Below are 26,249 nucleotides of genomic sequence, written 5' to 3'. Positions count from 1 at the left end.
TCATTCTTCCTTTATCTTCATTTCCTGTGAGGGTGTGAGGCTTGAAGCAGCACTTCATTCAGTGCTTTTATCATACCATCAATATCCTCCGCTGTAACGATCAGCGGCGGTTGAAAGGCGAGAACATTGCGGTTTACACCGTTTTTGCCGATCAAATAGCCACGGTCCTTCATCTCTTCCAGCACATCGTCCGTCAGCTCTGCCGCAGGAACGGCGTCGCTGCCAGCCAGCTCCGCCCCCAGCATCAAGCCGGTACCCCGCACGTCGGAGATCAGTGCCGGATAACGCTCCTGCAGCTGCTGCAGACTGCGCTTCAGCCGCTCTCCAAGCTCTGCCGCCCTCTCCGCCAGCCGCTCGCCCTCAATATAATCCAATACGGCCAATGCCGTAGCCGCCGAGACAGGATTGCCTCCGAAGGTGGAGGCTGAAGGCCGGTTCAACGAGGCGGCAATTTCATCCGTAGTCGCGAAGGCAGCCACCGGAACCCCGTTGCCTAGCGCCTTGGCCATGCTGATGATGTCGGGAACCACACCGAAATGCTCCATGGCGAACATGGCTCCGGTGCGGCCGTAGCCGGTCTGAATCTCATCATCAATCAGCAGCACACCGTATTTGTCCAGCAGCGCCTTGACTTCGCGGAAATACCAGGAGACCGGCATAATCATGCCGCCATTGCCCTGAATCGGTTCGACGATCATCGCAGCAATGCGGCTGCCTTTCTCCTGCAGCACATGTTCGAGGTTCTGGAGCGACCGCGCCCCGGCCTCTTCCAGCGTAAGTTCAGGATCATACGGGCGTGTAATGAACGTTACGTCCTCATCCAGATATTTGTCGGTTCTCCACATTTGGAGGCCGGTGACGCTCATCGTGAGATTAGTCCGGCCGTGCAGCCCGCTTTCCAGGGCAATGAACCCTTTGCGGCCGGTATGCATTCGGGCCAGGAGCAAAGCCCCTTCATTGGCCTCTGAGCCGCTGTTGACGAAGAAGGTCCGGCGCAAGCTCCCCGGCAGCAGCTGTTCGAGCCGTTCCGCCAAGTCGACACCCGGCTGTGTTAGGTAGACCGTGGACGTGTGCTGGAGCTGCTGAAGCTGCTCGATCGTGCGGGCTGTAATCGCCGGGTTGCAGTGACCACAGGCCACGACGGATACCCCGGCGAAAAAGTCCGTATATTGCTTGCCGTTCTCATCATAGACAAACTGCATGCTTCCGCGCACCAATTGCGGGGCATCACGGTAAAAGTGTGCGGTGCAGGGATAGAAATACTGCTTTCTTTTAGCGGCTACTCCATCTCTTCCAATGAATTGCTGTTGTTCCATCTATGGTCCCTCTCCTTCTGCTGCTCCTCTATAACTCTCTTAATATGGAAAATAAATCAGCACAATAGTTTGTGAAAATAATAACTTATCACTCTAGCATTTACCGTTAAAATTGCTATCCAGAAACCCTTAAAAATTTAAATATCAATTAAACTGCAGCGAACCCAGGGTATAACCTGCATACACCGGCTTCAAACCGCCGAGCAGCTCTTCCTTTTCCAAAGAACCGTTGATTGCTGCCTGATAAGCCTTAATAATACCGCGCAGCTCTTCCACACTATAGGTCGCTCCTTCAATCCGCAAGCTGGCAATGCCAAGGCCCTTCATCTCCTCCACCATAGGCAGATAGCAAAGCTCCTTGGAGAACAGCAGGTGGCAGCGGCCATATTGGTCACGATACACCGGATTCTCGCCTTTATCCGTCTTCAGCACCAGTACCTCATTGCTTACATACAGGTTGTCTTCTTCACCAATCGGCTCCATCACCTCGGTATTCTCGAACAGATCATGCTCCATATACATCAGCGCCGGTGTGCCGTGAACGACAACTTCGAGCGGCAACTCGCAGCCGGAGGTAAAGGATGCAAAATGCTCCATCGTCATTTCCGGTGAAACCGTTAGCTTAGCCAATCCCAGTCCGGCATACAGCCCGGCAGAAAGATGATTGTATACATTCAGATTGGCGTCCCCGATCATCGGGTATCCCGTCTGGGCGAAACGGCGAATCGCTCCAAGGTTCGTAATCAGCAGCCCGTCAATCGGCAGGCGTTCCCCGCTCAGCAGATGATCGTATTGATCAAAATGCAGCTCCGTCATCATCCGCGGCATCCCAAGGTAGAGCTTTGTCTTTCCTTTTAAGGCGCCAAGTTCTTTAATGTCCTGCTTCGTAAACGGACGGTCCGGCTCAAATACATCACCTGGCAGATATAAATGATCTACACCCAGCTCAAGCACCAGACGGGCCTGCTCCATATTATTCACGCGTACTGCAAGCTCCGGTTTACTTTGCTCACTGCGTCTGCCTTCCGCAAGCCGCTCACGCAGCTGCATTACCCGGTCCACCGATAGCTCCCGCTCTGCAGTAGGTGTACTGAATACTTTGCCTGTGCTGTAAAATTTGCCTGTACCTTCATAGCGGCGGTTGATGTTTGCCAGTCCCGGCTTGCCAAAAGCATACGCGGTGGAAAAGTCACGTTTCCGGTTTTGGTGCAGCATCTTGGTATCTACGGTACGGTCAAAACCGATTGGATCCTCAATATAACGGTCAATGGCTTCACCATAGCTGTTCGCGAGCATCACCATGAACTCTTTGTCGCGCATCCGGCCCTCAATTTTAAAAGAAGTAATGCCTGACTCAATCAGCTCCGGAAGATGCTCATACATGAACATGTCTTTGACAGCCAGCGGATATTCAGCCGGGAAGACATAGCCGTCTTTCTTGATCCGGTAATCCCAGCGGCAAGGTTTCATGCATTTGCCCCGGTTGCTGCTCATGCCGAAGACCTGGGAGCTGAAGTAGCAGTTCGCCCCGTGCACAGAGCACATATCGCCGTGAATGAAATACTCCAGCTCCATGCCGCTCCGCTGCCCCAGCAGCTTAGCCGTCTGCAGATCCATCTCACGCGAGGTCACCACCCGGCTTACCCCAAGATCACGCAGCGCGTAAACCATCTCCAGATTGTGCACATTCATCATCACCGAGGCGTGAACCGGAAGCGTAAGCTCCATCTCGCGGATCAGCTCCAGCACAGCCATATCTTGAACGATCAGTGCATCGGGATGAACTCCGTCGAGAAAACGAAGATACTCTCTGGCTTCCTCCACATCATCCTCACTGAACAGGTTGTTTACCGTAATATATACTTTTTTGTCCAGGCTGTGGGCGATCGCAAGGGCTTCAATAATCTCCTCATGAGACAGGTTGTAGCCTTTACGCATCATTCTCATGTTCAGCACAGGACCGCCAAAATAGACTGCGTCACATCCTGACTGCACCACTTCCTTGAAAATTTCAAACGTTCCCGCCGGTGCCAGCAGTTCGATTTCCTTACCATTAAAATAACGTGCCATTTTTGTTTCCCCCTAAAATTACAATAATGCTACTGCAACTCCCATGATGATGAACATAGCGACAAATACAGTATCGGCCCAGCCCCACCTGAGGCGGTGATACCGGCTGCGCGGCGCATCCATGCGGAACCCGCGGGCTTCCATGGAATAGACCAAATCCTGCGCGCGCCGGAAGGCGCTGGAGATTACCGGCACAAGCAGCGAGACGAGCATCCGCCCTTTTTCCTTAAGCGGCAGCTCCTTCAGGTCGGCTCCACGTGAGGCTTGCGCCTTCATGATGATCTGCGATTCGTCGAGAATCGTCGGAATGAAGCGCAGCGCGATGCTGATCATCAGCGTAATCCGTTCCGGCGACAGCCCCAGCTTTTTGAACGGGGTCAGGATGCCCTCCAGACCCCGGTTCAGCTTCGCAGGTTTTGTAGTGAAGGTAAGCAAGGCTGTGAAGGTGATCAGGAAAAACATGCGAATGACGGAAAACGCGGCCAGCCGCAGCCCGCCTTCATGCAGCGAAAAAGAGCCGATAGAGAAAACCGCATCGCCTTCCTTAACGGTCAGGGCTTGAACGACAAAGATAAACAACATTAAATAACGCAGCGGCTTCGCCGCCTTGACGAAATATTTAAGTGATATTCGGGTTGATGACATGACCGCTATCGAAAATACGGCCAGCAGCGCCATCGCCATCCAGGAATGCGACAGTAAAATAACAACTAAATATAAGATCATCCCGATGATCTTGGCCCGGGCATCCAGCTTGTGTACCCAGGAGCCGGTCTCAATGCTGCGCCCGAGCAGCAGCCGATCATTCATAGCTATCCCTCTTTCCTGCAAGGCCCGGGTCCTCCGCTGCTCCAGGCAGCGAAGCAATCAGCTCGGCGAGGCTGCCCGCGGTCAACCGGGGCTTCTCCCCCGCAAGACCGAAGCGGTCGGCAACCGCCCGCCAGTAGCGGAGCGACTGCGGCACCGTCAAGCCGCAGCGTTCCAGAATATCCGAATCGGCAGCAAGCTCCTGGCTAGTGCCCTGAAAAGCCAGCTCGCCTTCCTTAAGCAGGACCCAGCGGTCGGCATAGGGAAGCAGCTCATCCATCCGGTGCGTCACGATGATAATCGTCCGGCCCTGCTCGCGGCAGAGCCGCTCCAGCAGCCCGATCAGCTCCGCCCGGCTGATCGGGTCGAGTGTCGCTGTCGGTTCATCCAGCACAACGATATCCGGGTCCATGGCCAGCACCGAAGCGATGGCCGCCTTGCGCATCTGTCCGCCGCTTAGACGGAACGGATTGCGCTCCAGCAGTCCAAGATCCAGCCCCATGTCCGTCATCGCCTTGCGTGTGCGCTCCTTGGCTTCCTCAAGGCTCATGCCAAAGTTAAGCGGGCCGAAGCACAGATCCTTCTCTACCGTCTCCTCAAACATCTGCTGCTCGGGAAACTGAAAGACCAGACCGACCCGGCGGCGCAGCGGAAGCAGCTTCGGAGATTTCTCGCCGGCGCGGATAGTTACATCAAGGACACTGACCGTCCCCTCCGTCGGCTTCAGAATTCCGTTGAACAGCTGCAGAAGTGTCGATTTTCCCGAGCCGGTTGCCCCGGCAATGCCCACCATCGATCCGCTGGGGATGTTAAGATTAATCCCGTGCAGCGCTGTCTGCCTCCAAAGGCTCCGGTCCGCGTAGGTGTAGCTTACTTGTTGTAGTTGTATGGCCATAATGTCTCTATAAGCTCCTTTTCACTGGCGGGAACATCCACCTTGATCCCCAGGTTCTGCAGTTCACGGGCAAGCCGCCAAGGATACGGCTCCCGCAGGTGGCACTTCTCCAGAAGCTCTTCATTCCGGAACAATTCCGCAGGGGTTACATCTGCCGCCAGTCCGCCCCCGTGCAGGGCCAGCACGCGATCCGAGGCCAGGATTTCATCGGCATCATGTGTGATCATGAGCAGGGTATAGTTCCCTTCCGCGCGCATATCCTGCAAAATGCCCATCAGCTCGTTCCGGCTTCCTTCGTCCAACATGGAAGAGGCCTCGTCAAAGATGACGATGCCTGGCTTCATGGCTAGAATGGAGGCGATGGCGACCCGCTGCTTCTGGCCTCCCGACAGCTCGCCGGGATGCTTGGCCAGCAGATGGCCGATCCCCAGCTTCATGGCATAGGATTTCAGCCGTTCCTCCATCTCCGCGTAGGGTAAACACAGCCCCTCCAGGCCGAATACGATGTCTTCCTCTACTGTTGCCCCGATAAACTGGTTGTCAGGGTTCTGGAACACCATGCCAATGCACTGACGGATCGTTCCAATATTCTCTTCCTGCAGTTTATGGCCGCAGATGAAGATCTCTCCGGCACTTTTAGGCAGCAGGGCATTCAGCAGCTTGACCAGCGTTGACTTTCCGCAGCCGTTCGGTCCCACGATGCTTACCCATTCCCCCTGCTGGATAGACAGTGTAATATTCTGGAGGATCGGGTGCTCCGGGTTATATCCAAACGATACGCCTGCCAGTGAGATCACTGGCGGTTCCGCTCCAGCTTCCAGCTCATTGTTAAATTCATTCATGTTAGTCATCCTTCCCAGCTAGTGACCCGTTCCGCCCAAGAACTCTTCAAACAGCGATATTTTGGATAACGAGGCTACCACATAACGCACCGCGAAACCGACGACAATCCCTGTTACCACTCCGGTAATCAGCAGCATCGGAAAGTAGTAGAACGTGCTCGATGATTTCAACACTATGGAAGCGGCGAGCAGCTGCCCTGTGTTGTGGGCCAGTCCGCCGGCAATACTGATCCCAATGACACTGAGTCTTTTCCCGCCAAACCGGACGAGCAGGTACATGACTACAAAGCTGAACAAAGAGCCAAATAAGCTGAACAGCAGACTTGAGAAGGTACCCAGCAAAAATGCGGTAAGCAAGGTCTTGAGGATTACAAGTACAAATGCGTCACGTGCGCGCAAAAAATAAATGCAGGTCAAAATCATAATGTTGGCAAATCCCAGCTTGGCACCGGGCATCAGCCCCATCCCTGCGAGTGGAATCTGGGCTTCCATAATACTTAGCACAACCGCCACTGCGGCAAAGAGCGCTACAATCACCGTTCTTTTCAGGGCCGTTGAAGATTCACTACTGGACATAGGCATCTATTTCATCTCCTCCCGACGCGCCTGCAATTTCTACTAATACCCTGTGCGGCAAACAGACGATCGTCTGCTTGGGCAAGGTAATAAACCCAAAACCTAGACATACCTTGTCGGGACAGTCGGCGTCATACATTTCAATACCATAATCATGCACTTTTAAAATGTTATACCCGCGATCGGTACGGACTTCTACCGTTTGATCTTCCTCTGTAAGCTGAACCGTCTTGAACAGCTTGCCGTCCACCATTATATTGGCCACAAGATTTTTCCCCGGGCCGCCTTTATCGTCTGAAAACCACCTCGGTGCAAGAAAAGCGAGAGCGGCAATGAGCACGATGGAAACCAGCAGCACATCTGCGCGTTTCATAAAATTCTCCCTTATTTTTTAATTAAAATCCAGACTTAATAATTATAACGGTCTACCCTCAATCCTTCAATGAATGTAGTCGTTAATTGTCGGTTTTAAAGACCAGTTCACAAAATAGGCACGCAACGAGAAGCGGATACCTCCATAAATTGGATGGTATCCGCTTCCGCAAGAAATATTAGGATAAACAGCAAGCAACACCCTGCCAGCCCGTTTCACCCCGCCCTTCCGGGAACATCCGCTTCTTCTGAACTTGCCGCCTTCCCGAAGTATGCCAGGAATAACCCGGCGAATTCAGGATCCCACTGGCTTCCTCTGCCCTGTTCCAGAATAGCCAGCGCCCGCTCATGATCCATCCCTTTCCGGTAGGGGCGGTCCGATGTCATAGCGTCGTAGGCATCGGCTACAGCAATGATTCTGCCATGCAGCGGGATGGACGTTCCGACAAGGCCATCCGGATAACCTTTGCCGTCGTAACGCTCATGATGTGAGCGGACTCCACTTATGTAGGGCGCCATCTTCTCCACAGGCTCAATCTGCCGCAAAATATTTTCCCCAAGCACCGGATGGCTCTTAATCTGATCAAATTCCTCATCTGTAAGATTTCCCTCTTTAAACAGGACATTGTCGGGCACACCGATTTTGCCGATATCATGCAGCAGAGCTGATTTCCGCAGGTCATCGAGCCTTTGGCCCGTCAGCCCCGCCAATTGTCCAATAATGACCGAGTACTCCGCCACCCGCAATGAATGTCCCGCAGTATAGGAATCACGCGCATCCAGAGCTACGGCAAGCGTGGTGAAGTAGCTGTCCAGAAGCTGTCTGTTCTGCTGTTCCCGGGCCTGAAGCCCCCGCACCATCATATTAAACCCGGCCACCAGCTTGGAAAATTCATCGGAATATTCATCCTGCACCTGCAAGAGGCGCCCGTCCTTGACGTTATTCATTGCCTTGTATAGTTCATTGATCGGGTGTTGAACGCTGTTAGTCAGGAGCCAGGCGGCAATGGAGGAGAATAATGTACCTACCATCAGCACCATCCCTGCCCAAGCCCAATAACTCTGCAAGCCGGCAAGTGAACTGCTGTTGAGGCTGTCCATGCGGATATGTGTTGCCATGATGAAAAGAAACAGCGGAAACGTCCCGATCAGCATGCAGCTGATCAGAAATTTTGGGCGGATGGCTACAAATACATGCCCTTCCAGCGAGAAATCCACATTATACATATCCAAAGCCCGGTTTCTGAATTCTTTGATTAGCGGAACAATGGCCGAGCAGGTCAGGAAAAATTCGATCAGCGCATGCATGCACGCCACCAGAGTCGCCCCGACCATGGCCAGCAGCAGATAGAAATAAGGGAGGTTGATTAATCCGGTGTGAATCATCCAGAAGGTCATTAGGGCCGCCGGCAAGGATAACCCGAGAAGATGCGGGCCTAGAATCCGCTGTACTGCATTTCTGGGCATTCGATGGGTATAGAGATAAGCTTCCTCCAGCATGGCCAGCGTAGGCCGCTGTTCTTTCATTGCAGTCCGTATCGGTTTGAGTTGATTCATGAACACACTGACTTCCGTGATTGCCATAATTGAAAAAGAGAGCAGCAATACGATTAGCAGGCGGGAATACTCCACCGCACTTATCTCCAGCGAAGAGAGCAGCAACAGGCTTCCCACCGCCAGCACGGCAATCACGGAGCCAAAAAAATAATTTCTGATTTGCTTCTTCAAAAACACCCCGTATATATTCATCTGTTCCCCCATTTCCAGCCTTACCCTGCTGCTTATGTTCTACTTGCATTACTATATACTTCGTGATATAATAAAGTAATATTTGTTTTCGTGTATATACATCCCCATCAAGAAGATGTCAGGCCGATTGGTTACTTTCTATTTATTATCGGCATTTTGGACACAAAATCTTACGTTTTCTTGCATGACTCTTCCTTTTTATGAGACTAAATTCGAACATAGCATTCCGATTCACACTGGCGCGGCCACGGAGCCGCAAGGACAAAAGAGAGGTAGGGCTTTTGTCGTTTTGGAAGGATTATTCTCGCCATACGGCTGCTGGAAATAACAGGGAATTACGACACCCGTTTCGCTCACAAACGGCGGGGGATTAAATATACGAGAAGATATGGACGTACCGTTCCCCGTTGCAAGGAACGCCGCCATATGTGGAACATATAAGCGCCCGATATCCGCAGCTTGCGGAGATCGGGCGCGTCTACTTTCTAGGGGTTTATCCGGAACTAATGTACATAACGGGCAACAAACTGGCTTACTTTGCCGATGTATCCGGCCTTATCCGTGTCATACGCAAGCCCATGCCCTGCGCCATGCACTACAAACTTGTCCTTGGGGCTGCGGCATGCCTGATACACTTTGTCCATCATGGCATAGGGTACGAACTTATCGGCATCACCATGGATGAACAGGATCGGCACCCGTGCCTTACGCACCTGCTTCAGCGCTGATGCCTCACCGAAGAAATAGCCTGCTTTCAGCCGGGTAATCAGACTGGCAATCTGCACGAAGGGAAAGCTTGGCAGATGATACATCCGCCAGAGCTGATAAGAGAGCTGTGCTTTGACCGAACTATACCCGCAGTCGGCAACAACCGCCTTCACCTGCGGCGGAAGCTCTTCACCCGCGGTCATCATCACCGTTGCTCCACCCATAGACACCCCATGCAGCACAATCTGCGCCTGCGGCCCATTCTCTTCAATGATGTATTCGATCCACTTTACATAATCCCGGCGTTCGGGCCAACCAAATCCTATGTAATTGCCTGTGCTTTCACCATGTCCCCTGGCATCGGGAATCAGCACATTATAGCCCAGGTTTTCATAATAAATCTTGGCGTAGGCCCCCATATCCTTGGCTTTGCCGGAATAGCCGTGGGCAACGATTGCTGTACGTCCGGCTGCCCGCTCTGACGGCAGATAATAACCCCGCAGCTTTAGTCCATCCTCTGAGCTCATGTCGACATTCCGGAAGCTCTGCCGGGCGATCCACTCCGCCCCTTCTCCCCAGGATGCTCCGGCCACCGGCGGATCTACCTTCAGCGCGGGTGAAGTCGCCAAAAACTCCTTAGGAGCCCGATGGATCGCCACTCCATAGAAAAAGAAACCCGCATAGGTCAATCCTCCGGCAATGACGATAATAATCGCCAGTATAATTACACTCCACATGAATATTCTCACCTTTCCTTCTCGTAGCTGTGGGATACTCCAGTCACAATCATGCGGGTTCCGCAATGATTTCTGCATAGTATAACATGGTAGCCTCGCCTGCGAGAAATGTACGTATAACAGATGGATTGAAATCTAAACGATTGTTGTATAATAACCCTGAAAACGTAGGAAACACCCTATAAAAAGGCCGCTTCCGGGGATTGTCTCTCCCGAAAGCGGCCTTGGTTATATTTAGAACATGGCGTCTAGACTGCTATTGGCCCGAGTGTGATTCAATGAAAGCCTCAGCGTTTTCGTCTGCTGGTTTTTGCCGTTCTGCTCAGCAGCAGACCTACTCCGGCAATAGCGAGACCGGTAATATAATAAGGTGCCGGGCTGGCTTCGCCCGTCTGCGGCAGACTCTCGGCTGGATCCACTGGCCCCAGCGGAATTTCTTCATCAAGAATAATCTCTTCATCCGGTACCGAAGCAGGTACTGGGACCGTCGCTGGAGTAGTCTCCGGCGTTGGCTGCACAGGCGAAGATATGGTCACAGGGCCCAAAGGCAGCGGATCCTCATCAATCGTAATCTCCTGATCGTCATTCGTACCAATCACCGTTGGTGTCGGCGTTGGTGTCGGGTCAACCGTTGGCGCTACACTCGTCGGCGCTGGCGTCGGGTCAACCGTTGGCGCTACACTCGTCGGCGCTGGTGTCGGGTCTACCGTTGGCGCTACGCTCGTCGGAGCTGGCGTTGGGTCTACCGTTGGCGCTACACTTGTCGGCGCTGGCGTTGGGTCAACCGTTGGCGCTACACTCGTCGGCGCTGGCGTCGGGTCAACCGTTGGCACTACACTCGACGGTGCTGGCGTCGGGTCTACTGTTGGCGCTACGCTCGTCGGCGCTGGCGTTGGTTCTACCGTTGGCAACGGCGTTGGTACCGGTGTTGGTACCGGTGTCGGCACCGGTGTTGGCGTTGGTGTCGGCGTTGGTGTCGGCACCGGTGTTAGCGTTGGTGTCGGCACCGGTGTTGGTGTCGGCGTTGGTGTCGGCGTCGCTGTTGGTGTCGGCGTCGCTGTTGGTGTTGGTGTCGGCACCGGTGTTGGTGTCGGCGTCGCTGTTGGTGTCGGCGTCACTGTTGGTGTTGGTGTTGGTGTTGGTGTTGGTGTCGGTACCGGCGTTGGCGTTGGTGTAGGTGTTGGCGTCGGCACCGGTGTTGGCGTTGGTGTTGGCGTCGGCGTTGGCGTCGGTGTCGCCGTCGCCGTTGGTGTCGCCGTCGCTGTTGGTGTCGGTGTCGCCGTCGGCGTTGGTGTCGGCACCGGTGTTGGCGTTGGTGTCGCCGTCGGTGTTGGCGTCGGCGTTGGTGTCGCCGTCGCTGTTGGTGTCGGCGTTGGCGTTGCCGTCGCCGTTGGTGTCGGTGTCGCCGTCGGTGTTGGCGTTGGTACCGGCGTTGGTGTCTCCGTCGGTGTTGGTGTAGGCGTTGGTACCGGCGTTGGCGTTGGCGTCGGTGTCGCCGTCGGTGTTGGTGTCGGCGTTGGTACCGGCGTTGGCGTTGGCGTCGCCGTCGGTGTTGGCACCGGTGTCGGCACCGGTGTTGGTGTCGGCGTCGGCGTCGCCGTTGGCGTTGCTGTCGGTGTCACCGTCGGTGTTGGCGTCGACGTCGGTGTTGGCGTCGCCGTTGGTGTCGGTGTCGGCGTTGGTGTCGGTGTCGGCGTTGGTGTCGCCGTCGGTGTTGGCGTCGCCGTCGGTATCGGCGTCGGTGTTGGCGTCGCCGTCGGTATCGGCGTTGGTGTCGGTGTCGCCGTCGGTATCGGCGTTGGTGTCGGTGTCGCCGTCGCCGTCGCCGTCGGTGTTGGCGTCGCCGTCGGTGTTGGTGTTGGTGTTGGTGTTGGTGTTGGTGTCGGTGTTGGTGTCGGTATCGGCGTCGGTGTTGGCGTCGGTATCGGCGTTGGTGTTGGTGTTGGTGTCGGTATCGGCGTCGGTGTTGGCGTCGCCGTCGGTATCGGCGTTGGTGTCGGTGTCGCCGTCGCCGTCGCCGTCGGTGTTGGCGTCGCCGTCGGTGTTGGTGTTGGTGTTGGTGTTGGTGTTGGTGTCGGTGTTGGTGTCGGTATCGGCGTCGGTGTTGGCGTCGGTATCGGCGTTGGTGTTGGTGTTGGTGTCGGTATCGGCGTCGGTGTTGGCGTCGCCGTCGGTATCGGCGTTGGTGTCGGTGTCGCCGTCGCCGTCGCCGTCGGTGTTGGCGTCGCCGTCGGTGTTGGTGTTGGTGTTGGTGTTGGTGTTGGTGTCGGTGTTGGTGTCGGTATCGGCGTCGGTGTTGGCGTCGGTATCGGCGTTGGTGTTGGTGTTGGTGTCGGTATCGGCGTCGGTGTTGGCGTCGCCGTCGGTATCGGCGTTGGTGTCGGTGTCGCCGTCGCCGTCGCCGTCGGTGTTGGCGTCGCCGTCGGTGTTGGTGTTGGTGTTGGTGTTGGTGTTGGTGTCGGTGTTGGTGTCGGTATCGGCGTCGGTGTTGGCGTCGGTATCGGCGTTGGTGTTGGTGTTGGTGTCGGTATCGGCGTCGGTGTTGGCGTCGCCGTCGGTATCGGCGTTGGTGTCGGTGTCGCCGTCGGTATCGGCGTCGGTGTTGGTGTTGGTGTCGGTGTTGGTGTCGGCCCGACTGGCGGCACCGTTCCCTCAAAGGTATGATGATGCATCTGAATATAACCGCTGAATCCTTTTGCAATAAGGGTACCATGCAGCTCAGCTCGGCTGAATGCCACAAAGGCATGAGGCGCTAACATGGTGCCTTCAATGGTTGTGTTGCCATTTGCTACAGAAGAAGCTTCGTAGAAGTTGAACAGCACATTGTGAGGTTTGCCGTTCCACATTTGAAAATCCGGAATGACGACCTTATTCCCGCTTACATTGATAATTACCGTGGCATTTCCTGCAATGTTGAACTGGAGACCGTTGGTAACCGCCAAATCCGCAGCAGTCAAATGAATGACATTAAAGGAATCCGGAGCGTTAATCGTCATTTCCCCTCCATCTCTGACAAAGGGCTGCGTTTGTTTCAGAGCAGCGAGTTCACTCGAACGCTGAATCAAAAATTGCTCCTCAGCTTGAAAATCGATCGGATGGTCCTGCCGCGTACCTCCTTTAAGATCAGCTCCTGAACTTTTCATGCTGCCTCCATACACAGAGGTGCCATAAACTGTTCCATTTGAAAAGTCGATGTCTTTGCCGGCGATAAGCACATCTCCGCCCACAGCATCCTTGGATACTCCATATCCCTGAAGAGTAATATTCCCTGCAGCAGCAAGCCGTCCGTGAATCTGGTCATTGCTTTGCGAGAAATCTCCAAAGATAAAGGCATTGAAATTCCCGGCGACTCCCAGCACCGGTGTTGGGGTGTACGGCATACTTGCCGCCGCCTCTGCATTGATCCCCGGATGAAGCATATTGCCGATGGTTAAAATCCCCGTCAGAATCAAGGCTAATGATTTTTTCTTCAACAACGATATGCACCTCCTATGTAACTATTCTATGAATGCACAGATTAGCCCGTAACAACAAAAAGACCGCCAAGAAGGGTTAGCTTCATGGCGGCCGGACGATCATGGCACCTTTAGAGTGCTGTAGATTCCTGACTTTGCGTCCCGCTCTTTCGAACGGTTTGCGATTATACATGAGAAGTTGGTAACAGTTGTATTCTATGTAGTCTATGACTTTTGTTACTTTCGGACTAGAATCAGTCTATCTCTTCACCCCTCCGTTTGTCAATCTATTCCTTATTTTTTTTGATAGATTCTCTTAAAAAGTCCTCAATCCCGCATCACATAAGGGTTTCGTTGTATTTACCGATCATATAAAACAAATTTTCAATATTAAAAATTAGTATATTCGAACCACTTTTCAACTTATGTCGAAACGGCAAAAAAACTGTCGCCAGCTCTTGGCAGCAGTTTTTAGTCATTGTCAATTTTACACAAGTCAGCGGGCAACAGCCGGACTTAGAATTTGTATATTTTATAACAGCTGAACCCAGCCGATCATGGACATCCATAGTGGAACACTTAGAAACAACCCGAACAACAACCCGCGGCGGAGACTTCCCTCATAATTCATCACAATTCTCCTTATCAATGAGCTTTATTTTTCAATATTTATTATTTCAATTTTAATATAAAATAATTCTTATAATTATTTTGTGAATTATGTCACATTGTTTCAGTTGTTTAGAAATTCCATTGATTAATTTTTGAATAATCGGTTAAAATACGAATATACGTTCTTATTAGAGGTGATTGAATTTATGCATAGAGCGGAGAGTAACGATAATACACTGGTCAAATCCTATATATTGCTTCCGCTGATTTTATCAGCCTTTGAACGGGATTCAGCCATTATGTCGACACAACTGCGGACCCCCGCCCCATACATGGATGTTCTCCGTACTGCTGCGAATGCGGCTACTGCCGATCTGAGGGATGTGCGCGCCGAAATGAGGAAACGCGGAGTTAAGGTCTATGAACAGCAGCGGCTCCAGGTCGGCATCGAGGCCAAATTTATATGCCGGGGATATCATGAACGGATGCTGCTGCTGGATGACGTCATCGCTGCACAGGCCGCTATCCATATGCGCAAATACCTGGGACTCGATATCTCCGGCTACCACAGCTATGAGGAACAGTACAAAAACAAATCCGGCCCTCAAGCAAGCCTATAGCCTTTGGTGCGTTGAAGAATAAAAACAGGCCTCGCCATGGGAGTCGGCAAGACCTGTAAAGTACCCGCTATAGATTACATTAAAACCTTCCAATAACCCAATGTGCCGAAAATAACTACCAGCGCCACGGGATATAGAATTCTCCGGCTTACCTTATCCTTAAACGTAAGAAATAAACATAACATGCAAAGCCACGCAATAAGAAGACTGCCCATTTCCTATGCATACGCTCCTTCCTGAACACCTGATTGGCTCCGGCAGAGATAAGATACACAAAGCCCTATATTTAAAAAGATACCCGGACAGCATCCCATTCATACCTATATTTCACCGAACCGCCGGTACTGTCATAACATTTTCCGTCTATCCAGTTAGACTTGCCGGTCTGAAATTCCATAAGCGCTTCACCGCTTTCTTTGCAGAACAGGATGCTCCCAGAAGCCCAGTCGGCCTTTGGCCGGAATGTTGTCCTCAAGCGGAGTGACCCCCGTCAGTTCCCAGGCAAACCGTCCCTCCCTATAATCTCCAAAGATATATTCGCTGCCGTAGGGCCAGCCTTCTTCAGCCATACCAGCTGTAACTTCATAACAGTTTATCAGCGATCCTGTCGCTACAATCGCTCCGGCAGGCAAATTGTCCGCTGTAAGACCATGACGGGCGAGCACCGATCGGAAAGGCTCCCGTAAGCATACTGCCTTATCAATCTTCAAACCGGCATGAATGGCGATTTCACCCCGGTAAGCCGTTCTCCAGGAACGGGTCTCGAATGATTTTTCACCAAGAGCAACGAGCGTCGCCCAAGGCTGCCGTATAGTCAGGCATCGCATAACATTCTGCCCCCTCTCTGCAACAAAGGAAAGGCGCAGCCCACCGGGAATCCGGAAAACCGCGCCGCATATAGTTTTTTTGAGATGCTGGTGAAGGAAATTGCCCCCGGCTTAAGCATTATGAGCGTAACCCACACCTATCTGTAAGGTTCAATTAGGTTCTGTATGATCTTTGCGGCGCTTCACTACTCATTATAAGGTTCAATAAGGTTTTGTAAAGTTCCTCTCGACGGTAGAAGAAATGTTAGATGGCTGGCTGCCTACTCCAAGGTTAAGGCCCCGGCTTCACTTGGTGCTGCAACTTTTTCCAAATCAGCAAGTCTAACTAAAAAAAGAAAAGGATGGATCAACTTGAAAAAAACATTATTTTTGTTTTTTACTGTATTGTTTATCTTTTCAATCGGCGGTACAGCGAATGCTGCTAACCCCCTAAAACTAAATGTAAACGGGGCGGTACAGGATGAGTTACCTTCTCCTTTGGTCAGGAAGAACGTGAGTTATGTTCCTATTCGCACTGCGCAGTCTTTGGGTTATAAGGTGACCTGGAACAGCAGATCCAAAACGGTTTTGGTTGTTGACCCGCATACTTCGGACACATTGAGCCTTGCCGTCGGCAGCGGTGCTGCGAGGATAAATGAGAAAAAACTAGAATTAGATACGCCGCCTTTTGTTGAAAAAAACACCGTTTATGTCCCGTTACGGTTCATGAGCGGAAGTTTCGGAACGCTTGTTCATTGGGATTCGAAGAATAACGGTATTGTGATTATTTCTCCAAATCCGGAGATTCAGAAAGAATTGAACAGCGGCGATCTGGCTAAAGCAAGGTTAGCCGTCATTGGTTTGCCGCGGGTTCAATTTTACTATTCCACTGTGCATCCGGAAGGCCCTATGACTAGTTTTATTTACACTGAAAATGACTATTCTAAGTGGTATTTCCTACACAGCGATAGCATTTATTATTACGAGTTGAAGAATGGATACATGAGCCTTGTTTGGGAAGGTCAGATGTCGGCTAAGACTCAGGAAAACTCATCTAGTCCTTTGGCCAAATTTTTGGGTACAGGCATAGATACCCTCTGGGGGGAGCAACCAAAATTAACGTCCAGGCTCATCTACTTTGAAGATAGAATATTCCCTTATGATGAAGGAGAATATGGAATTATTGGTGCGGATGGGTCGGTAGAGTTCTCTCATAAGGTTGTAAACCCTAAACAATTGAGTGACATTATCGTTAATTTCAAAGAAGAAAATCAATGAACATTCCCTCCTTAAGAATGTAATACATCAAATAATAATTAATGGGCATTCGCCGTCAACAATGTAGGTTATAGTCCATAGACTGTTGTCAGGATGTATTTATCTGAGGAGGTATTATTTTATGGAAGCAAATAATTATCAACAAGTCGCTTGGAGTTGCATGAATAAGTACGTTGGTGTAACTACTACGGATGGTCAGTCTCATGATGGGTTTATTGCCCATGTAGACCAGGATTTCGTTACTCTTGCTATTCCCACAAACGAGATGTTTCAGGGTATGCCCGCGCAAAACTCTACCTACAGACAATTCGGTTTCCATCCAGGTTTTTTCCCCAGACGCCGCTTTATCCAGAGACGGATCCCTTTTGGCGCCATTACTGCTTTGTTCTTACTCCCGTTTTTTATTTGATGACAGGAGGGAGGGAATTCCCCTCCCTTCGCCTTTGCCAGCCCCTCAAAATAACTGCCGCTGTATAACCGCTATCCCCCGCTGTGCAATTTCTACATATTGGCCCACTCTGGAATCCGTTTACTCATTCATCCTGACCGCCATAATCCCGCAGTTCCCAATGAGACAAGCTAGTGAAGGATGTATTACAACTCTTGGCGGCCAGCCGTCTCTAAATGATTGCCTCCCTGCGGACGAACTCTTCGGAATAGCTGCATACCATATCTCAAAAACTATGGGAGGCTAGATATATGACACGTTTACTCGATGCTCGGACTTCTCAAAACGCTAGCATTGCCGGCAGCATGAATGGCGCAGGATTGACAGCAAACCAAAATGTATTAATTGGCCAGATTGGATTAACCACTGCCGGATCTCAGGGCCCTATTAGGGTACAGTTCAATGGCGTCGCAACTTTTTTTGTGTTTTCAGGAGGATTTATCACGTTAAACCTGTTTGTGGTTAGGGGGAGTGCAGCTACCGATCCCATAGTTGCTTCAAACCGGCTTCAGTTAAATCCCGGTGCAACAACACCTACTAATTTGTTCCCGCTTTACTTAATAGGCTCTGACTACAATCCCGCTCCAGCAGATGAGATCATCTATTCCTTATTTGTGAACAGCACTGTAAACGTTAACCGTGTCGGACCTGAAAGTTTTAATGGGTGTGCTTATTCAGACTAGCGCTTAGCTCTTGAAGAAATTCTCAATGGTCACTTTACTGATGTGTAGCCTCTTACTGGAACCTGGCGTCAGCGCCGATCCGGAAGAGAAGGAACAGTTATGCAAAGACACTCTACTTACTGCACTAAACCCAGCGATCCAAAATGCAGTAAACGGATATTTTGGCTCTCCACGGCAATACGGACTGTATGATGCAGAGATCATAAAAATCGAACGTGTACAAAAGGGCGGGTTCTTGTTCAACGTAACTGTCAAGGTCAAAACTTTTGTGGGTCCGCATGGTGATTGATTACCAACACAAGGATCAAAGATAAAAATCAACCAGGTACCCACTGATCCAGAGCCTCTTGCTCTGGGCTGGTGGGATGAGGACATTCAAGGCCGGAGTGGATACCCTCACAAAGGATCATTCTGAATTCCCCAAGAACCCATTCGACTGTTCGTGATCTCTATAACTGGAGTATTATTTAATCATTCAGAATAAGCGGGGCATACAAGATGAAAAAAATATGACTATTGTATTCATGATTTGTGTAGTAGCTCTAACTTCATCATGTACGATTGTAGAGGACGCAAGAGATAATAAAGAGCCTAACATTATTATTCTAACTGGTAACTACATGAACTGTATCCCGTAAAGCAACTTATAGAAGAGAAAAAGAAAAAAATTGAGACTAAATAATCAGATGAACATAATTCCTTTAATCAGAAACTGCAACAAAAAAGCGCAGCCTCCGAAATCCGGAAAGCCGCGCCATGATTGAGTTATTAAGGATGCTGGTGAAGGGAATTGAACCCCCGGCCTACGCATTACGAGTGCGGAACACATGGGTTTCATAGGTATTTATTAGGTTCTATTCGTTATAGTTTGAGCGTTCCGGTGCGTACAAGGTTCTATTAGTATTGTTATGGTTTCTCATGACGGTAGAAAAAATGGTAGAAGTCCAAGTTATCAGTGATATTTGACAATCCCTATAATGTCCCCCATTCCAATGATAGGTATAGCTTATACAGTGGAGTTACTCCACCTAACCCATCACAGCACGCATTATATTGCGCATTTATTTATTGACGCGCAATATAATGCGTGTTATAATAAGAATATAGAAAGGAGGTAAGCGATGGGAAAACAAAAAACAGTCCGAGAAGTTATCCAAGCCCTTCGGGAAGCAGGGTTCAGACCTTCACCGAACCACGGGAAAGGCACCAGTCATCAACGGTACATACACCTGACAGACCCAACCCGATATGCTGATGTTAGCGCCCATGCAGGCGGGCGCTCCATTCCGAAGGGGACACTCAAGAACATAGAACGGACTTCCGGGGTTGAGTTTTAACCCCGGCTTTCCCCTCCGCTTGCCTCTTTAATTTAAAGGAGCGTGATGATTTGAGTACCCATGTATATCCTGTAGTCATTGAACAAGCAGAAGACGGCGGCATTGGTATGTATTTCCCTGACTTCCCCGGTACTGCGATTATCCCGAAAAATTTGGCTGATGGCATTTGGCGCGCGAAGGAATTACTTGCCTTCCGTCTTCTGGAGTTGGAGGAAAAAGGAGAAACTTTCCCCTTACCTTCTCTTCCTGATCATATAGAGCTTGAAGACGCTACAGACCGAATTGTCTTCGTAGATGTATTTCTGCCCCCGTATAAGGACGCAGCCGCTAACAAGTCAGTAACTAAGAATTGTTCAATTCCAAAATGGATGCGTGACGCAGGTGATGCTGCAGGATTGAATTATTCTTTATTGCTGCAAAACGCAGTTAAAGAAGCACTTCGCATCGAAGCAAACAGCCAATAATGGCAATTGAACTGCCCGCCTGATGATGGCCGGAAGGGAACCGGCCGAAACTCACCCTCCACATTTGGGGAGTGAGTCGCGGGAACCAGATAGGAGATGGCCGCGCATGGCTGGACTTTATTTTTAATGTTCTTACAAAGAAAAAAACTCCGCTCTAATAGCGGAGGTAAGATTACCTATTTGACCCGTGTCCATTTTTGTGAAGACCCCTCTTCGCCTTTGTTATCGAAGGATTGCAAGGACAGTTCGTCTTCACCAGCCTTATAGGTTAAGGTCATTTCATACGACTGACCGGCATCCCCTAGATCATAAAGATCAAACTCATTTTCCTTCACCTTCTTCACATCACGCCATTTAACATTTCCTTCTGCAAAAACCCCTTCTTCATCCGCTTTGGTGACCTTTGCTCGATAATTACCATTATCAAGCTTCTCCAGAGATATTTGCATCCCGCTATATTTACTATCATCATCTCTCTGCCAATTACCTTCAATACTTTTTGAACTTGAGCATGCAGTCACCAGAAGCAATAAAAGCAACAGGATTCCAATATTAATTTTCCTCATGTTATCCCCCAAACATATTTTTGATGAATATTTTACTATAAATGTTATCGGTAGGATAGGATAAAAAAGTAAGCCCCTGTAAAGTCAAACTGGGGGGCTTTTCTTATTCCCAAACGCTTGATAATCCGAAATCAATAGTAGTTCCAGTAATCCGTATTGCCTCCCCGCTGATCCGCTTGATGGGATGGGTTATCCCGTTCCCAACCCTCAATGATTACGGCCCTCTCTGGCGGCATGTCCGGTTGCCACTGGATGTAGTTTTCTCTGGCAAGCACCGACAGCCCTTCTTTGATCGGTACCGGTGTTCGTCCGCTCAATCTCTCCAGCTCCGGCATACCAGGGAGACTGCCAAAGTGTCGCTGATAATGGGTTATGATAAGCAGTAACTTGCGTGGGGTATCGTCAAGCATGACGGATTACCTTCAGCGCCCGGGGAGAACTTTCTTTTCTTTCGATGTATCCCTTTTTCTCAAGTCGCTCAATGTACATAAATGCCGTTGATGTCGATAACAGCCCCATCTCTTCCGCGATTTCTTTGACAGTCGGTGAAAACTTTAACCGATCAGAGAGGGTAATTATTGCGCTCAAAGCATCCTGTTCCCGCTTTGTTAATTCGTTTATCAAGATAGCACCCCCAAACATAAGAACATTTGTTTGTATTATAACCGAATAAGGGATTTTTAAGCAATGGTTCAAACTGTCATTAAACGCAAAAAAAGCCCGTCGACCATTTATAGGCAGACGGGCTTTTACCGATGCTTTCGGACTGCGCGTTCCGGTGCTTCCGATCCGTGTAAAGTCAGATTATCATTATAGGGATAACTTGTAAACCAAAATCCCAAACGCTTGGGAATCCACTCTTTACTTTTTGGCAACAGTAAATGTCAGCCAAGCAAGCTCTGATGTTGTCAGCGTCTTATTGTCGATCTTTTCCAACCAAGCCGTATCCTTAATCGTACCTGAATCCAGCAGTACCTTAACTTGAGCGCGCAGTGTGTTCCATTGATAGTTTGTTAATTCCAAAGTGTTTTCCCCCTTGACCGGTTCGGTCTCAATAGATTTGTTGAATAGTTCCAGTTCTTCCTGTCGCCGGCGCACGAGTCCGGCCAGGACATTCCCCCCGCCCTTGTTGTACTTCGTGATATTTTGGGAAATCTCCGCTATTGTCCGGCCTGCGCAAAGCTTTTTTAAGCTACCGTTTCCGCAGTTATAGCAAAAGCTCACCAGCGCATCAAATTGGTTTTGATTAAGCTGCGCTGTAACCGGCACGTAATTAGAGTTGTTAACGTATCCCTCATATTTGGCAAGGTCGGCGACCAGCATGCTGTCAGCCTGTGCCTGCGTAATGGTCATGTCTGATTGAACGTCAGGTCCGTAGTGGCCCCAACCAATAGTGTAATGGGTTTCCGTTGGCACAGGCTTGTAAGCCTTGAGCCTGCAGCCCTCAAACGACTTGATGAACTTAATTCCCACTTGCGATATTTTACGGCTCATCTTTATTCCCCCTTTTTGGCCTGCTTGACCAATTGGTTTCCGTATACCGCGACAGCGCCGCAGAGGATACCTTGCAGGATGCTCTCAGGAGTAAAGCCCAATGTGAAGCAGACAGCAAATAGGGCCACCAGCGTGACCACATAGATGATCGTCCAGTCCGGCACCCGCGGCGTCTGCTTCAGGATGTAACCGACCACCCAACATGCCACCACGACGATAAGCAATTCTGGCTTAATAAAGTTAGCCACTGTATTCCATTCCATAATTTTCCCTCTCCCTTATTCCTCAATTTTGTCTATCCGCTTATGTGCTTGCTTGGCTGACTCTTCAACCCTCGTCACTCGCTCTGTCAGCGCATCAAATCTCCTTACCTGATCCTTTAACTCAAACCGGACATCATCAACGCCATGCTTGATGTACTCAACGTCTGTACGCAAGGCTGCACCACTCCCGGCCTCTTGAGCCACATCCTTTTTAAACGCTGATGTCCTAGTCACCCACCCAAGGACAACTCCGCTTATTGCTGCGACTATTGCTGTGATTGTTGTTATCTCCACTCCCGTTCCCCCGCTCTCCCCTCAACGTAAAAACCCCCGGATCGGCTCCGAGGGCAAAATAAAAACGCCTACTATGCGGCGCTCGTTTTAATCTCTTTAGCTTGATCTTCTGTAATCTTCTTTGCAGCCACAAATACTTGGACCTGCTCAACGGTATAACGGCCAGCGTCGAAATGTCGCTTAATCAGTGCGTACCAATCCATATTAGATAACACCTCCTTCCACGAGGCTCAGGAGTAGTGATGCTTGATCCCGCTCGGACTGATCGAGTCGTGCCTGAGTCTGAGCAAGCTCCAAAGCCATTCCCGCAGTCTCTGCTTCCGTATTTGCCATCCGCTCCGTGAGTGGCTTCTGATAGACTGGTGTTTCTACTGGATCAAGGGGGCCGTAGAAAAACTCCAGTTCCTCCGTTTCTGGATTCACGCGAAACCGAAACCGTGACTCAAGAAACTCAGTAGCGTATTGACCGAACTCTAATTCAATCATTCCTACCGTTTCCTCTACGCGTTCAGTTAGCACTTTGAAAGATGCAAAATCTTGCTCGCGTGTTGTTTTAACAACATCACCGACTTTTTCACCAGTATCAAGAATTACATTTCCCGTCGCTTTATCAAAATATATTTTTCTTCCGATTTCCATCTTAATGACCTCCTATTTTTTATTCAACTGCCCGCCATGTGATTGTATATCCAACACCAAACGGTACCGCAACGGTAAAACCCCCGGCAAAAACTGAATTTTGGTTAAAATTTGTAGACATTGGTTGGGTTTGATTTGAGTTTGTTACACAAGCGTACCACTGTCCATATGAATAACCTGTACGTGTGTGGTTGCTACCATTGCTAAAAGCAACCTCTACTGAAGCGGGTGTAAATCCTAGTCCGTTTACGGTATGTGGTGTACCATCGTCTACGAATGTTCCTGTGGCCGAGCGCTTGCCTTCTACCAAAGTTCCTCTGACACCGTTTATTACCTTGTCTTGCCTTATATTAGATGCAATGCCGTCCGGTGACCCGGCAATTGTAATAGCTCCATCATAGATACCGGGACCTTTTACGATGTTAGATGTGCCTGGAGTGATTGTCTGCGGACCTGTAGCTTGCACGGGCAGTGCCCCGGCAGTGCCTGCAATCGTAACACCTGACCGCACGCTTCCAGCCGGGACAGATACAGCAGCAATGGTAATATCGTCAGACCAATACCCTGCCGCTTTTATCTGCGGTACAGGTCCAGGTGTCACCACTCCACCAGCTCCGCGAACAGGAATGCCGCCCTGTAGGCCGAACATAGTCACGTCCGATCTCCAGTATGCGGGATTTAAATTCGGTTCATTTTTCTGTATCCACACATCTCCTTGAAAGCCCGTAATTGGATCTGCTGGATTTACAGGTCTTAGCCATAGTGTTCCGGGGATTGCTGAAATATCTTTGGCTAGGTGATGATTTGCACTTGTGCCGTCTCCATTCCAGTCTGTCTTAACTGGTAACGTACCCTGAACGTTATAGTTAGTTTTTGAGGTAAAATACTGTCCGGCGACAACGTGCGCCGGATCAGCAGTACCTGGTACATATAAAACCATTAATTAGCCCTCCTCTGTAATTACGGCTGATACCCAAGCATTTCCACCAGCTGATGGTGTCTGTCCTATAACACTAATAGTGCTAGCATTTCTGCAGATAAACGTTGGGGATATAAATTGGTAATCATTCGCCGCCATTTGAGTTGCCGGTAAAACTGTATAGGTCCTAGCGTTACCCAAGGAATCTATATATGAAATTGAAATAGCTACAGTTCTAAGCGCATCAGTTATCAGACTCACTTTTACAGTTACAGCGGTTGTTGTAGCTCCAGTGGTATAAGTTGCAATTGTCTGTGCAGAAGTCGTACTAAGATATGCGGATTTAACTACTTGACGATTATTTGCAATTTGCCACGCTTTACCAGTAGATACAGGGGCGGTGATAACAATCATCCACTCTGTCCAAGCTGCAGTATTTTCCGATCTTGTTCTGTATCTTCTGTTTTGTCCAGTGACTTGAACCGCCTCTTGTACGACATACCCCGCAGTGTTGCGGTATACATTCATCAGACACCAATCCAAGCCCGAACCATTTGTGTATGCGTTATTCGCTGCTAAGAGGTATGTTCCCGGAACAATCGCGTCATTTAAGTTCGTACTTGGTAAATCTCTTGCTGTCATTAGATTTGCATCATTTGCGCTGTTCCAGCTCTTCCGCCATCCGGGGCTATAAGTAGGTCCGTTGTTTACATAGATGAACTCTGATGATGTTGCAGCATTTGGCACATCTGAAGTTGTAGCGGTCGTTACCCTTATCGTGTGGTACGATGAAGCCCCAATAACTTCAATGAAAGCCCCAGCTAGTGGGATGTTTCCAAAGCCAGAATCTGCTATATATTTATTAGCTGCGTATGACCAGTTCCCCCGCCCACTCCAATATCCCTCGTTGCTGAACGCACCCAAACCAGCGAGCGTATCAACAAATTGTGCCGTACTAATTGGCCCTGCAGAATTTCCAAAGTTTTGAATACCTACTGTCTTAGCAAATCCGGCAGCATCAGAATTTGTGAGATTGGTTTTCCATTCGCCCCATGTGTCGCTGCCGTATAGCGCTTGACGGTACTTAATTGGGGCAGATATATTATACGGATAAAAATACTGAGTGACTGCGGTAGCCCCTACCCTATCGTTACCCCTGACTGAAACAACAGTGCCGTAAACTGCGGGCCATCCCGGGCTATTGTTGACAAAGAAAACTATTTCTCCTCCGGGGTAGGTGCTTGGGGCGTCGGTCGCTAGTCTAAAATTTTCGGCACTTCTTGCATCCACCCCATCAAATATCACAGCTCTGTTTTGCACAGCAACGTTGAGCCATGGACCCCATTCCGTTTCTGTGCGCGTTCGATACCATTTCCCGTAGGGTGCGGTTGTTTGTGTAGCTTCCTGCACAATATAACCGTTACTTCCCATATAGACGTTAAGGATACCCCAAGGTGCTGTTAATGGCGGAGCGTTAGCTGGTATGTTTCCGTAAATCTGGTAAGTACCCGGATGGATATATTCGTTATAGTCAGTGCCTACAATCCCCTTGGTTTTGAATACACCCTCGCCACCCTCAAGATTCCACGTTCCCCAAACGCCTTGATTCACCTTTATGCGTGAGAACACTCTCGCGTCAAGCATGCGTACTACTTGAATAATCCAGTTTGTAGAGTTGTTGTGAACTTCTGCGTTACTAACAATATTCTCTAAGATGCCGTACGCTGTCCCGTCTGGGCTGGAGATAGCGCCGGGAGAGATTGTCCAAATGCCCGCAGTGAAGGCCGTGTCTAGGTTTGTTATGCCGCCCCGACCACCCAGCGAATTATAAGTCTTGTCCCTTGGCACTTTAACGTTCGCATCAAGATCAGCCACACCACCAGCCGCGCCCTTTTGGGTTGTCGGGATTGACGCAGCCTTTGCCGCTGCCTCTGCTGCGTCGGCTGCCGCATCTGCTGCCAGTGTTGCCGCATCCCTTGCAGCATTAGCTTTAGTTGTAGCATCTAAGGCAGCAGCAGCCTGAGCGTTGTCTGCTTTGGCTTGAGCGCCTGCTGTTGTTTCCTTGGCGTCCCAGGCTACTTGTTTGGCCGCTGTTACATGGACAGATGTATCAGCCTTATGACTGGATATGACGGATCGTATTTCCGCAAGGACTTTGTATGTCCTGTTAAAAAGCCAGTTGAGCCAACCCGCTGGTGGTTTATCATTTACGGCCCATCCCGCAACTTTCTTTGAGTTTGGCGGTTCAATCCCACCCTCTTGCCATTCTGGTAGTTGTTCATTGAAATCTGCCAATCTA

General features: G+C 50.1%; 28 protein-coding genes and 1 riboswitch. Of the genes, 7 read left to right on the top strand and 21 right to left on the bottom strand.

Annotated features, from left to right (window positions below; translation table 11 throughout):
- Window positions 1–17: 17 nt before the first annotated feature.
- From ACAN56_RS09955 to ACAN56_RS09910, 10 genes are all read right to left on the bottom strand, one after another.
- The gene (locus tag ACAN56_RS09955) at window positions 18–1,316 is read right to left on the bottom strand and encodes an aspartate aminotransferase family protein (protein WP_379142427.1); all 1,299 of its coding nucleotides are present in this window, start codon (window positions 1,314–1,316) and stop codon (window positions 18–20) included.
- Window positions 1,317–1,460: 144 nt separating this feature from the next.
- Window positions 1,461–3,386: a peptidase U32 family protein gene (locus tag ACAN56_RS09950; RefSeq protein ID WP_076113710.1), complete on the bottom strand. Its 1,926-nt coding sequence runs from the start codon at window positions 3,384–3,386 to the stop codon at window positions 1,461–1,463.
- Between the two features lie 18 nt (window positions 3,387–3,404).
- Window positions 3,405–4,196 carry an energy-coupling factor transporter transmembrane component T family protein gene (locus ACAN56_RS09945; RefSeq protein ID WP_038585328.1) on the bottom strand — a complete coding sequence of 264 codons (792 nt, stop codon included), beginning with the start codon at window positions 4,194–4,196 and terminating at the stop codon, window positions 3,405–3,407.
- A complete protein-coding gene (locus ACAN56_RS09940; protein WP_379142425.1) occupies window positions 4,189–5,088 on the bottom strand; it encodes an energy-coupling factor transporter ATPase in 900 nt (299 codons plus the stop codon). Before ACAN56_RS09940 ends, ACAN56_RS09945 begins: the two co-directional genes overlap by 8 nt.
- Window positions 5,064–5,930 carry an ATP-binding cassette domain-containing protein gene (locus ACAN56_RS09935; RefSeq protein WP_379142422.1) on the bottom strand — a complete coding sequence of 289 codons (867 nt, stop codon included), beginning with the start codon at window positions 5,928–5,930 and terminating at the stop codon, window positions 5,064–5,066. Before ACAN56_RS09935 ends, ACAN56_RS09940 begins: the two co-directional genes overlap by 25 nt.
- Before the next feature lie 18 nt (window positions 5,931–5,948).
- Window positions 5,949–6,512, bottom strand: a complete 564-nt coding sequence (locus tag ACAN56_RS09930) for a Gx transporter family protein (protein WP_038585320.1) — start codon at window positions 6,510–6,512, stop codon at window positions 5,949–5,951.
- Window positions 6,496–6,879, bottom strand: a complete 384-nt coding sequence (locus tag ACAN56_RS09925; RefSeq protein ID WP_038585316.1) for a NusG domain II-containing protein — start codon at window positions 6,877–6,879, stop codon at window positions 6,496–6,498. The genes ACAN56_RS09930 and ACAN56_RS09925 overlap by 17 nt, the downstream gene beginning before the upstream one ends.
- 215 nt (window positions 6,880–7,094) lie before the next feature.
- The gene (locus ACAN56_RS09920) at window positions 7,095–8,627 is read right to left on the bottom strand and encodes an HD domain-containing phosphohydrolase (protein WP_379142419.1); all 1,533 of its coding nucleotides are present in this window, start codon (window positions 8,625–8,627) and stop codon (window positions 7,095–7,097) included.
- Window positions 8,628–9,130: 503 nt separating this feature from the next.
- Window positions 9,131–10,072 carry an alpha/beta hydrolase gene (locus ACAN56_RS09915; protein ID WP_379142417.1) on the bottom strand — a complete coding sequence of 314 codons (942 nt, stop codon included), beginning with the start codon at window positions 10,070–10,072 and terminating at the stop codon, window positions 9,131–9,133.
- A 287-nt stretch (window positions 10,073–10,359) separates the two neighbouring features.
- A complete protein-coding gene (locus ACAN56_RS09910; RefSeq protein ID WP_379142416.1) occupies window positions 10,360–13,548 on the bottom strand; it encodes a collagen-binding domain-containing protein in 3,189 nt (1,062 codons plus the stop codon).
- 83 nt (window positions 13,549–13,631) lie between these two features.
- Window positions 13,632–13,721: riboswitch (cyclic di-GMP riboswitch) on the bottom strand.
- 624 nt (window positions 13,722–14,345) lie between these two features.
- Between ACAN56_RS09910 and ACAN56_RS09905 the strand changes: the two genes are divergently transcribed.
- Window positions 14,346–14,759, top strand: a complete 414-nt coding sequence (locus ACAN56_RS09905) for a YhjD family protein (RefSeq protein WP_379142415.1) — start codon at window positions 14,346–14,348, stop codon at window positions 14,757–14,759.
- A gap of 404 nt (window positions 14,760–15,163) precedes the next feature.
- Here ACAN56_RS09905 and ACAN56_RS09900 read toward each other — a convergent pair whose 3' ends face one another.
- Complete coding sequence (locus ACAN56_RS09900; RefSeq protein WP_379142413.1) at window positions 15,164–15,586, bottom strand: ASCH domain-containing protein; 423 nt, start codon at window positions 15,584–15,586, stop codon at window positions 15,164–15,166.
- 351 nt (window positions 15,587–15,937) lie between these two features.
- Here ACAN56_RS09900 and ACAN56_RS09895 point away from each other — a divergent pair, with 351 nt between their 5' ends.
- From ACAN56_RS09895 to ACAN56_RS09870, 6 genes are all read left to right on the top strand, one after another.
- Entirely contained in the window at window positions 15,938–16,843 is a 906-nt protein-coding gene (locus tag ACAN56_RS09895) for a copper amine oxidase N-terminal domain-containing protein (protein WP_379142411.1), read from the top strand.
- Between the two features lie 121 nt (window positions 16,844–16,964).
- Entirely contained in the window at window positions 16,965–17,252 is a 288-nt protein-coding gene (locus tag ACAN56_RS09890) for a phosphatidylinositol kinase (RefSeq protein WP_342438160.1), read from the top strand.
- 290 nt (window positions 17,253–17,542) lie between these two features.
- Window positions 17,543–17,974: a hypothetical protein gene (locus ACAN56_RS09885; RefSeq protein ID WP_038585295.1), complete on the top strand. Its 432-nt coding sequence runs from the start codon at window positions 17,543–17,545 to the stop codon at window positions 17,972–17,974.
- A gap of 25 nt (window positions 17,975–17,999) precedes the next feature.
- Window positions 18,000–18,263: a DUF3888 domain-containing protein gene (locus ACAN56_RS09880; RefSeq protein WP_379142410.1), complete on the top strand. Its 264-nt coding sequence runs from the start codon at window positions 18,000–18,002 to the stop codon at window positions 18,261–18,263.
- A gap of 832 nt (window positions 18,264–19,095) precedes the next feature.
- Window positions 19,096–19,311 (top strand): type II toxin-antitoxin system HicA family toxin, encoded by a 216-nt coding sequence (locus ACAN56_RS09875; protein ID WP_379142409.1) that lies wholly within the window; start codon window positions 19,096–19,098, stop codon window positions 19,309–19,311.
- Between the two features lie 50 nt (window positions 19,312–19,361).
- On the top strand, window positions 19,362–19,775 hold the full coding sequence (locus tag ACAN56_RS09870; RefSeq protein ID WP_379142407.1) for a type II toxin-antitoxin system HicB family antitoxin: 414 nt from the start codon (window positions 19,362–19,364) through the stop codon (window positions 19,773–19,775).
- Window positions 19,776–19,951: 176 nt separating this feature from the next.
- Here ACAN56_RS09870 and ACAN56_RS09865 read toward each other — a convergent pair whose 3' ends face one another.
- From ACAN56_RS09865 to ACAN56_RS09820, 10 genes are all read right to left on the bottom strand, one after another.
- Window positions 19,952–20,341, bottom strand: a complete 390-nt coding sequence (locus ACAN56_RS09865; protein ID WP_379142405.1) for a hypothetical protein — start codon at window positions 20,339–20,341, stop codon at window positions 19,952–19,954.
- A gap of 131 nt (window positions 20,342–20,472) precedes the next feature.
- On the bottom strand, window positions 20,473–20,751 hold the full coding sequence (locus ACAN56_RS09860) for a hypothetical protein (protein ID WP_379142403.1): 279 nt from the start codon (window positions 20,749–20,751) through the stop codon (window positions 20,473–20,475).
- Window positions 20,744–20,965: a LexA family protein gene (locus ACAN56_RS09855; RefSeq protein ID WP_379142401.1), complete on the bottom strand. Its 222-nt coding sequence runs from the start codon at window positions 20,963–20,965 to the stop codon at window positions 20,744–20,746. The genes ACAN56_RS09860 and ACAN56_RS09855 overlap by 8 nt, the downstream gene beginning before the upstream one ends.
- 237 nt (window positions 20,966–21,202) lie before the next feature.
- Window positions 21,203–21,835 (bottom strand): lysozyme, encoded by a 633-nt coding sequence (locus ACAN56_RS09850; RefSeq protein WP_379142398.1) that lies wholly within the window; start codon window positions 21,833–21,835, stop codon window positions 21,203–21,205.
- 2 nt (window positions 21,836–21,837) lie between these two features.
- Window positions 21,838–22,098 carry a phage holin family protein gene (locus tag ACAN56_RS09845; RefSeq protein WP_341119405.1) on the bottom strand — a complete coding sequence of 87 codons (261 nt, stop codon included), beginning with the start codon at window positions 22,096–22,098 and terminating at the stop codon, window positions 21,838–21,840.
- Window positions 22,099–22,113: 15 nt separating this feature from the next.
- Window positions 22,114–22,392, bottom strand: a complete 279-nt coding sequence (locus ACAN56_RS09840) for a hypothetical protein (RefSeq protein ID WP_341119404.1) — start codon at window positions 22,390–22,392, stop codon at window positions 22,114–22,116.
- A 71-nt stretch (window positions 22,393–22,463) separates the two neighbouring features.
- On the bottom strand, window positions 22,464–22,595 hold the full coding sequence (locus ACAN56_RS09835) for an XkdX family protein (RefSeq protein ID WP_379142395.1): 132 nt from the start codon (window positions 22,593–22,595) through the stop codon (window positions 22,464–22,466).
- 1 nt (window position 22,596) lies between these two features.
- Window positions 22,597–23,031 carry a hypothetical protein gene (locus ACAN56_RS09830; RefSeq protein WP_379142393.1) on the bottom strand — a complete coding sequence of 145 codons (435 nt, stop codon included), beginning with the start codon at window positions 23,029–23,031 and terminating at the stop codon, window positions 22,597–22,599.
- A 19-nt stretch (window positions 23,032–23,050) separates the two neighbouring features.
- Window positions 23,051–23,971, bottom strand: a complete 921-nt coding sequence (locus tag ACAN56_RS09825) for a hypothetical protein (protein WP_379142391.1) — start codon at window positions 23,969–23,971, stop codon at window positions 23,051–23,053.
- A gap of 3 nt (window positions 23,972–23,974) precedes the next feature.
- Window positions 23,975–26,245 carry a pyocin knob domain-containing protein gene (locus ACAN56_RS09820; RefSeq protein WP_379142389.1) on the bottom strand — a complete coding sequence of 757 codons (2,271 nt, stop codon included), beginning with the start codon at window positions 26,243–26,245 and terminating at the stop codon, window positions 23,975–23,977.
- Window positions 26,246–26,249 lie beyond the last annotated feature (4 nt).

This window comes from Paenibacillus paludis, assembly GCF_042610515.1.
GTDB lineage: Bacteria > Bacillota > Bacilli > Paenibacillales > Paenibacillaceae > Paenibacillus_AQ.
This window is presented reverse-complemented; position numbering and strand designations above follow the sequence as displayed.

Excerpts from the sequence above, each read along its gene's own strand:
- ACAN56_RS09875 (WP_379142409.1), top strand. The coding sequence starts at position 19,096 with ATGGGAAAACAAAAAACAGTCCGAGAAGTTATCCAAGCCCTTCGGGAA.
- ACAN56_RS09950 (WP_076113710.1), bottom strand. The coding sequence starts at position 3,386 with ATGGCACGTTATTTTAATGGTAAGGAAATCGAACTGCTGGCACCGGCG.
- ACAN56_RS09940 (WP_379142425.1), bottom strand. The coding sequence starts at position 5,088 with ATGGCCATACAACTACAACAAGTAAGCTACACCTACGCGGACCGGAGC.
- ACAN56_RS09865 (WP_379142405.1), bottom strand. The coding sequence starts at position 20,341 with ATGAGGAAAATTAATATTGGAATCCTGTTGCTTTTATTGCTTCTGGTG.
- ACAN56_RS09880 (WP_379142410.1), top strand. The coding sequence starts at position 18,000 with ATGGTCACTTTACTGATGTGTAGCCTCTTACTGGAACCTGGCGTCAGC.
- ACAN56_RS09845 (WP_341119405.1), bottom strand. The coding sequence starts at position 22,098 with ATGGAATGGAATACAGTGGCTAACTTTATTAAGCCAGAATTGCTTATC.
- ACAN56_RS09900 (WP_379142413.1), bottom strand. The coding sequence starts at position 15,586 with ATGCGATGCCTGACTATACGGCAGCCTTGGGCGACGCTCGTTGCTCTT.
- ACAN56_RS09905 (WP_379142415.1), top strand. The coding sequence starts at position 14,346 with ATGCATAGAGCGGAGAGTAACGATAATACACTGGTCAAATCCTATATA.
- ACAN56_RS09930 (WP_038585320.1), bottom strand. The coding sequence starts at position 6,512 with ATGCCTATGTCCAGTAGTGAATCTTCAACGGCCCTGAAAAGAACGGTG.
- ACAN56_RS09885 (WP_038585295.1), top strand. The coding sequence starts at position 17,543 with ATGACACGTTTACTCGATGCTCGGACTTCTCAAAACGCTAGCATTGCC.
- ACAN56_RS09835 (WP_379142395.1), bottom strand. The coding sequence starts at position 22,595 with ATGGATTGGTACGCACTGATTAAGCGACATTTCGACGCTGGCCGTTAT.
- ACAN56_RS09920 (WP_379142419.1), bottom strand. The coding sequence starts at position 8,627 with ATGAATATATACGGGGTGTTTTTGAAGAAGCAAATCAGAAATTATTTT.
- ACAN56_RS09945 (WP_038585328.1), bottom strand. The coding sequence starts at position 4,196 with ATGAATGATCGGCTGCTGCTCGGGCGCAGCATTGAGACCGGCTCCTGG.
- ACAN56_RS09935 (WP_379142422.1), bottom strand. The coding sequence starts at position 5,930 with ATGAATGAATTTAACAATGAGCTGGAAGCTGGAGCGGAACCGCCAGTG.
- ACAN56_RS09830 (WP_379142393.1), bottom strand. The coding sequence starts at position 23,031 with ATGGAAATCGGAAGAAAAATATATTTTGATAAAGCGACGGGAAATGTA.
- ACAN56_RS09890 (WP_342438160.1), top strand. The coding sequence starts at position 16,965 with ATGGAAGCAAATAATTATCAACAAGTCGCTTGGAGTTGCATGAATAAG.
- ACAN56_RS09955 (WP_379142427.1), bottom strand. The coding sequence starts at position 1,316 with ATGGAACAACAGCAATTCATTGGAAGAGATGGAGTAGCCGCTAAAAGA.
- ACAN56_RS09860 (WP_379142403.1), bottom strand. The coding sequence starts at position 20,751 with ATGCTTGACGATACCCCACGCAAGTTACTGCTTATCATAACCCATTAT.
- ACAN56_RS09825 (WP_379142391.1), bottom strand. The coding sequence starts at position 23,971 with ATGGTTTTATATGTACCAGGTACTGCTGATCCGGCGCACGTTGTCGCC.
- ACAN56_RS09925 (WP_038585316.1), bottom strand. The coding sequence starts at position 6,879 with ATGAAACGCGCAGATGTGCTGCTGGTTTCCATCGTGCTCATTGCCGCT.
- ACAN56_RS09850 (WP_379142398.1), bottom strand. The coding sequence starts at position 21,835 with ATGAGCCGTAAAATATCGCAAGTGGGAATTAAGTTCATCAAGTCGTTT.
- ACAN56_RS09915 (WP_379142417.1), bottom strand. The coding sequence starts at position 10,072 with ATGTGGAGTGTAATTATACTGGCGATTATTATCGTCATTGCCGGAGGA.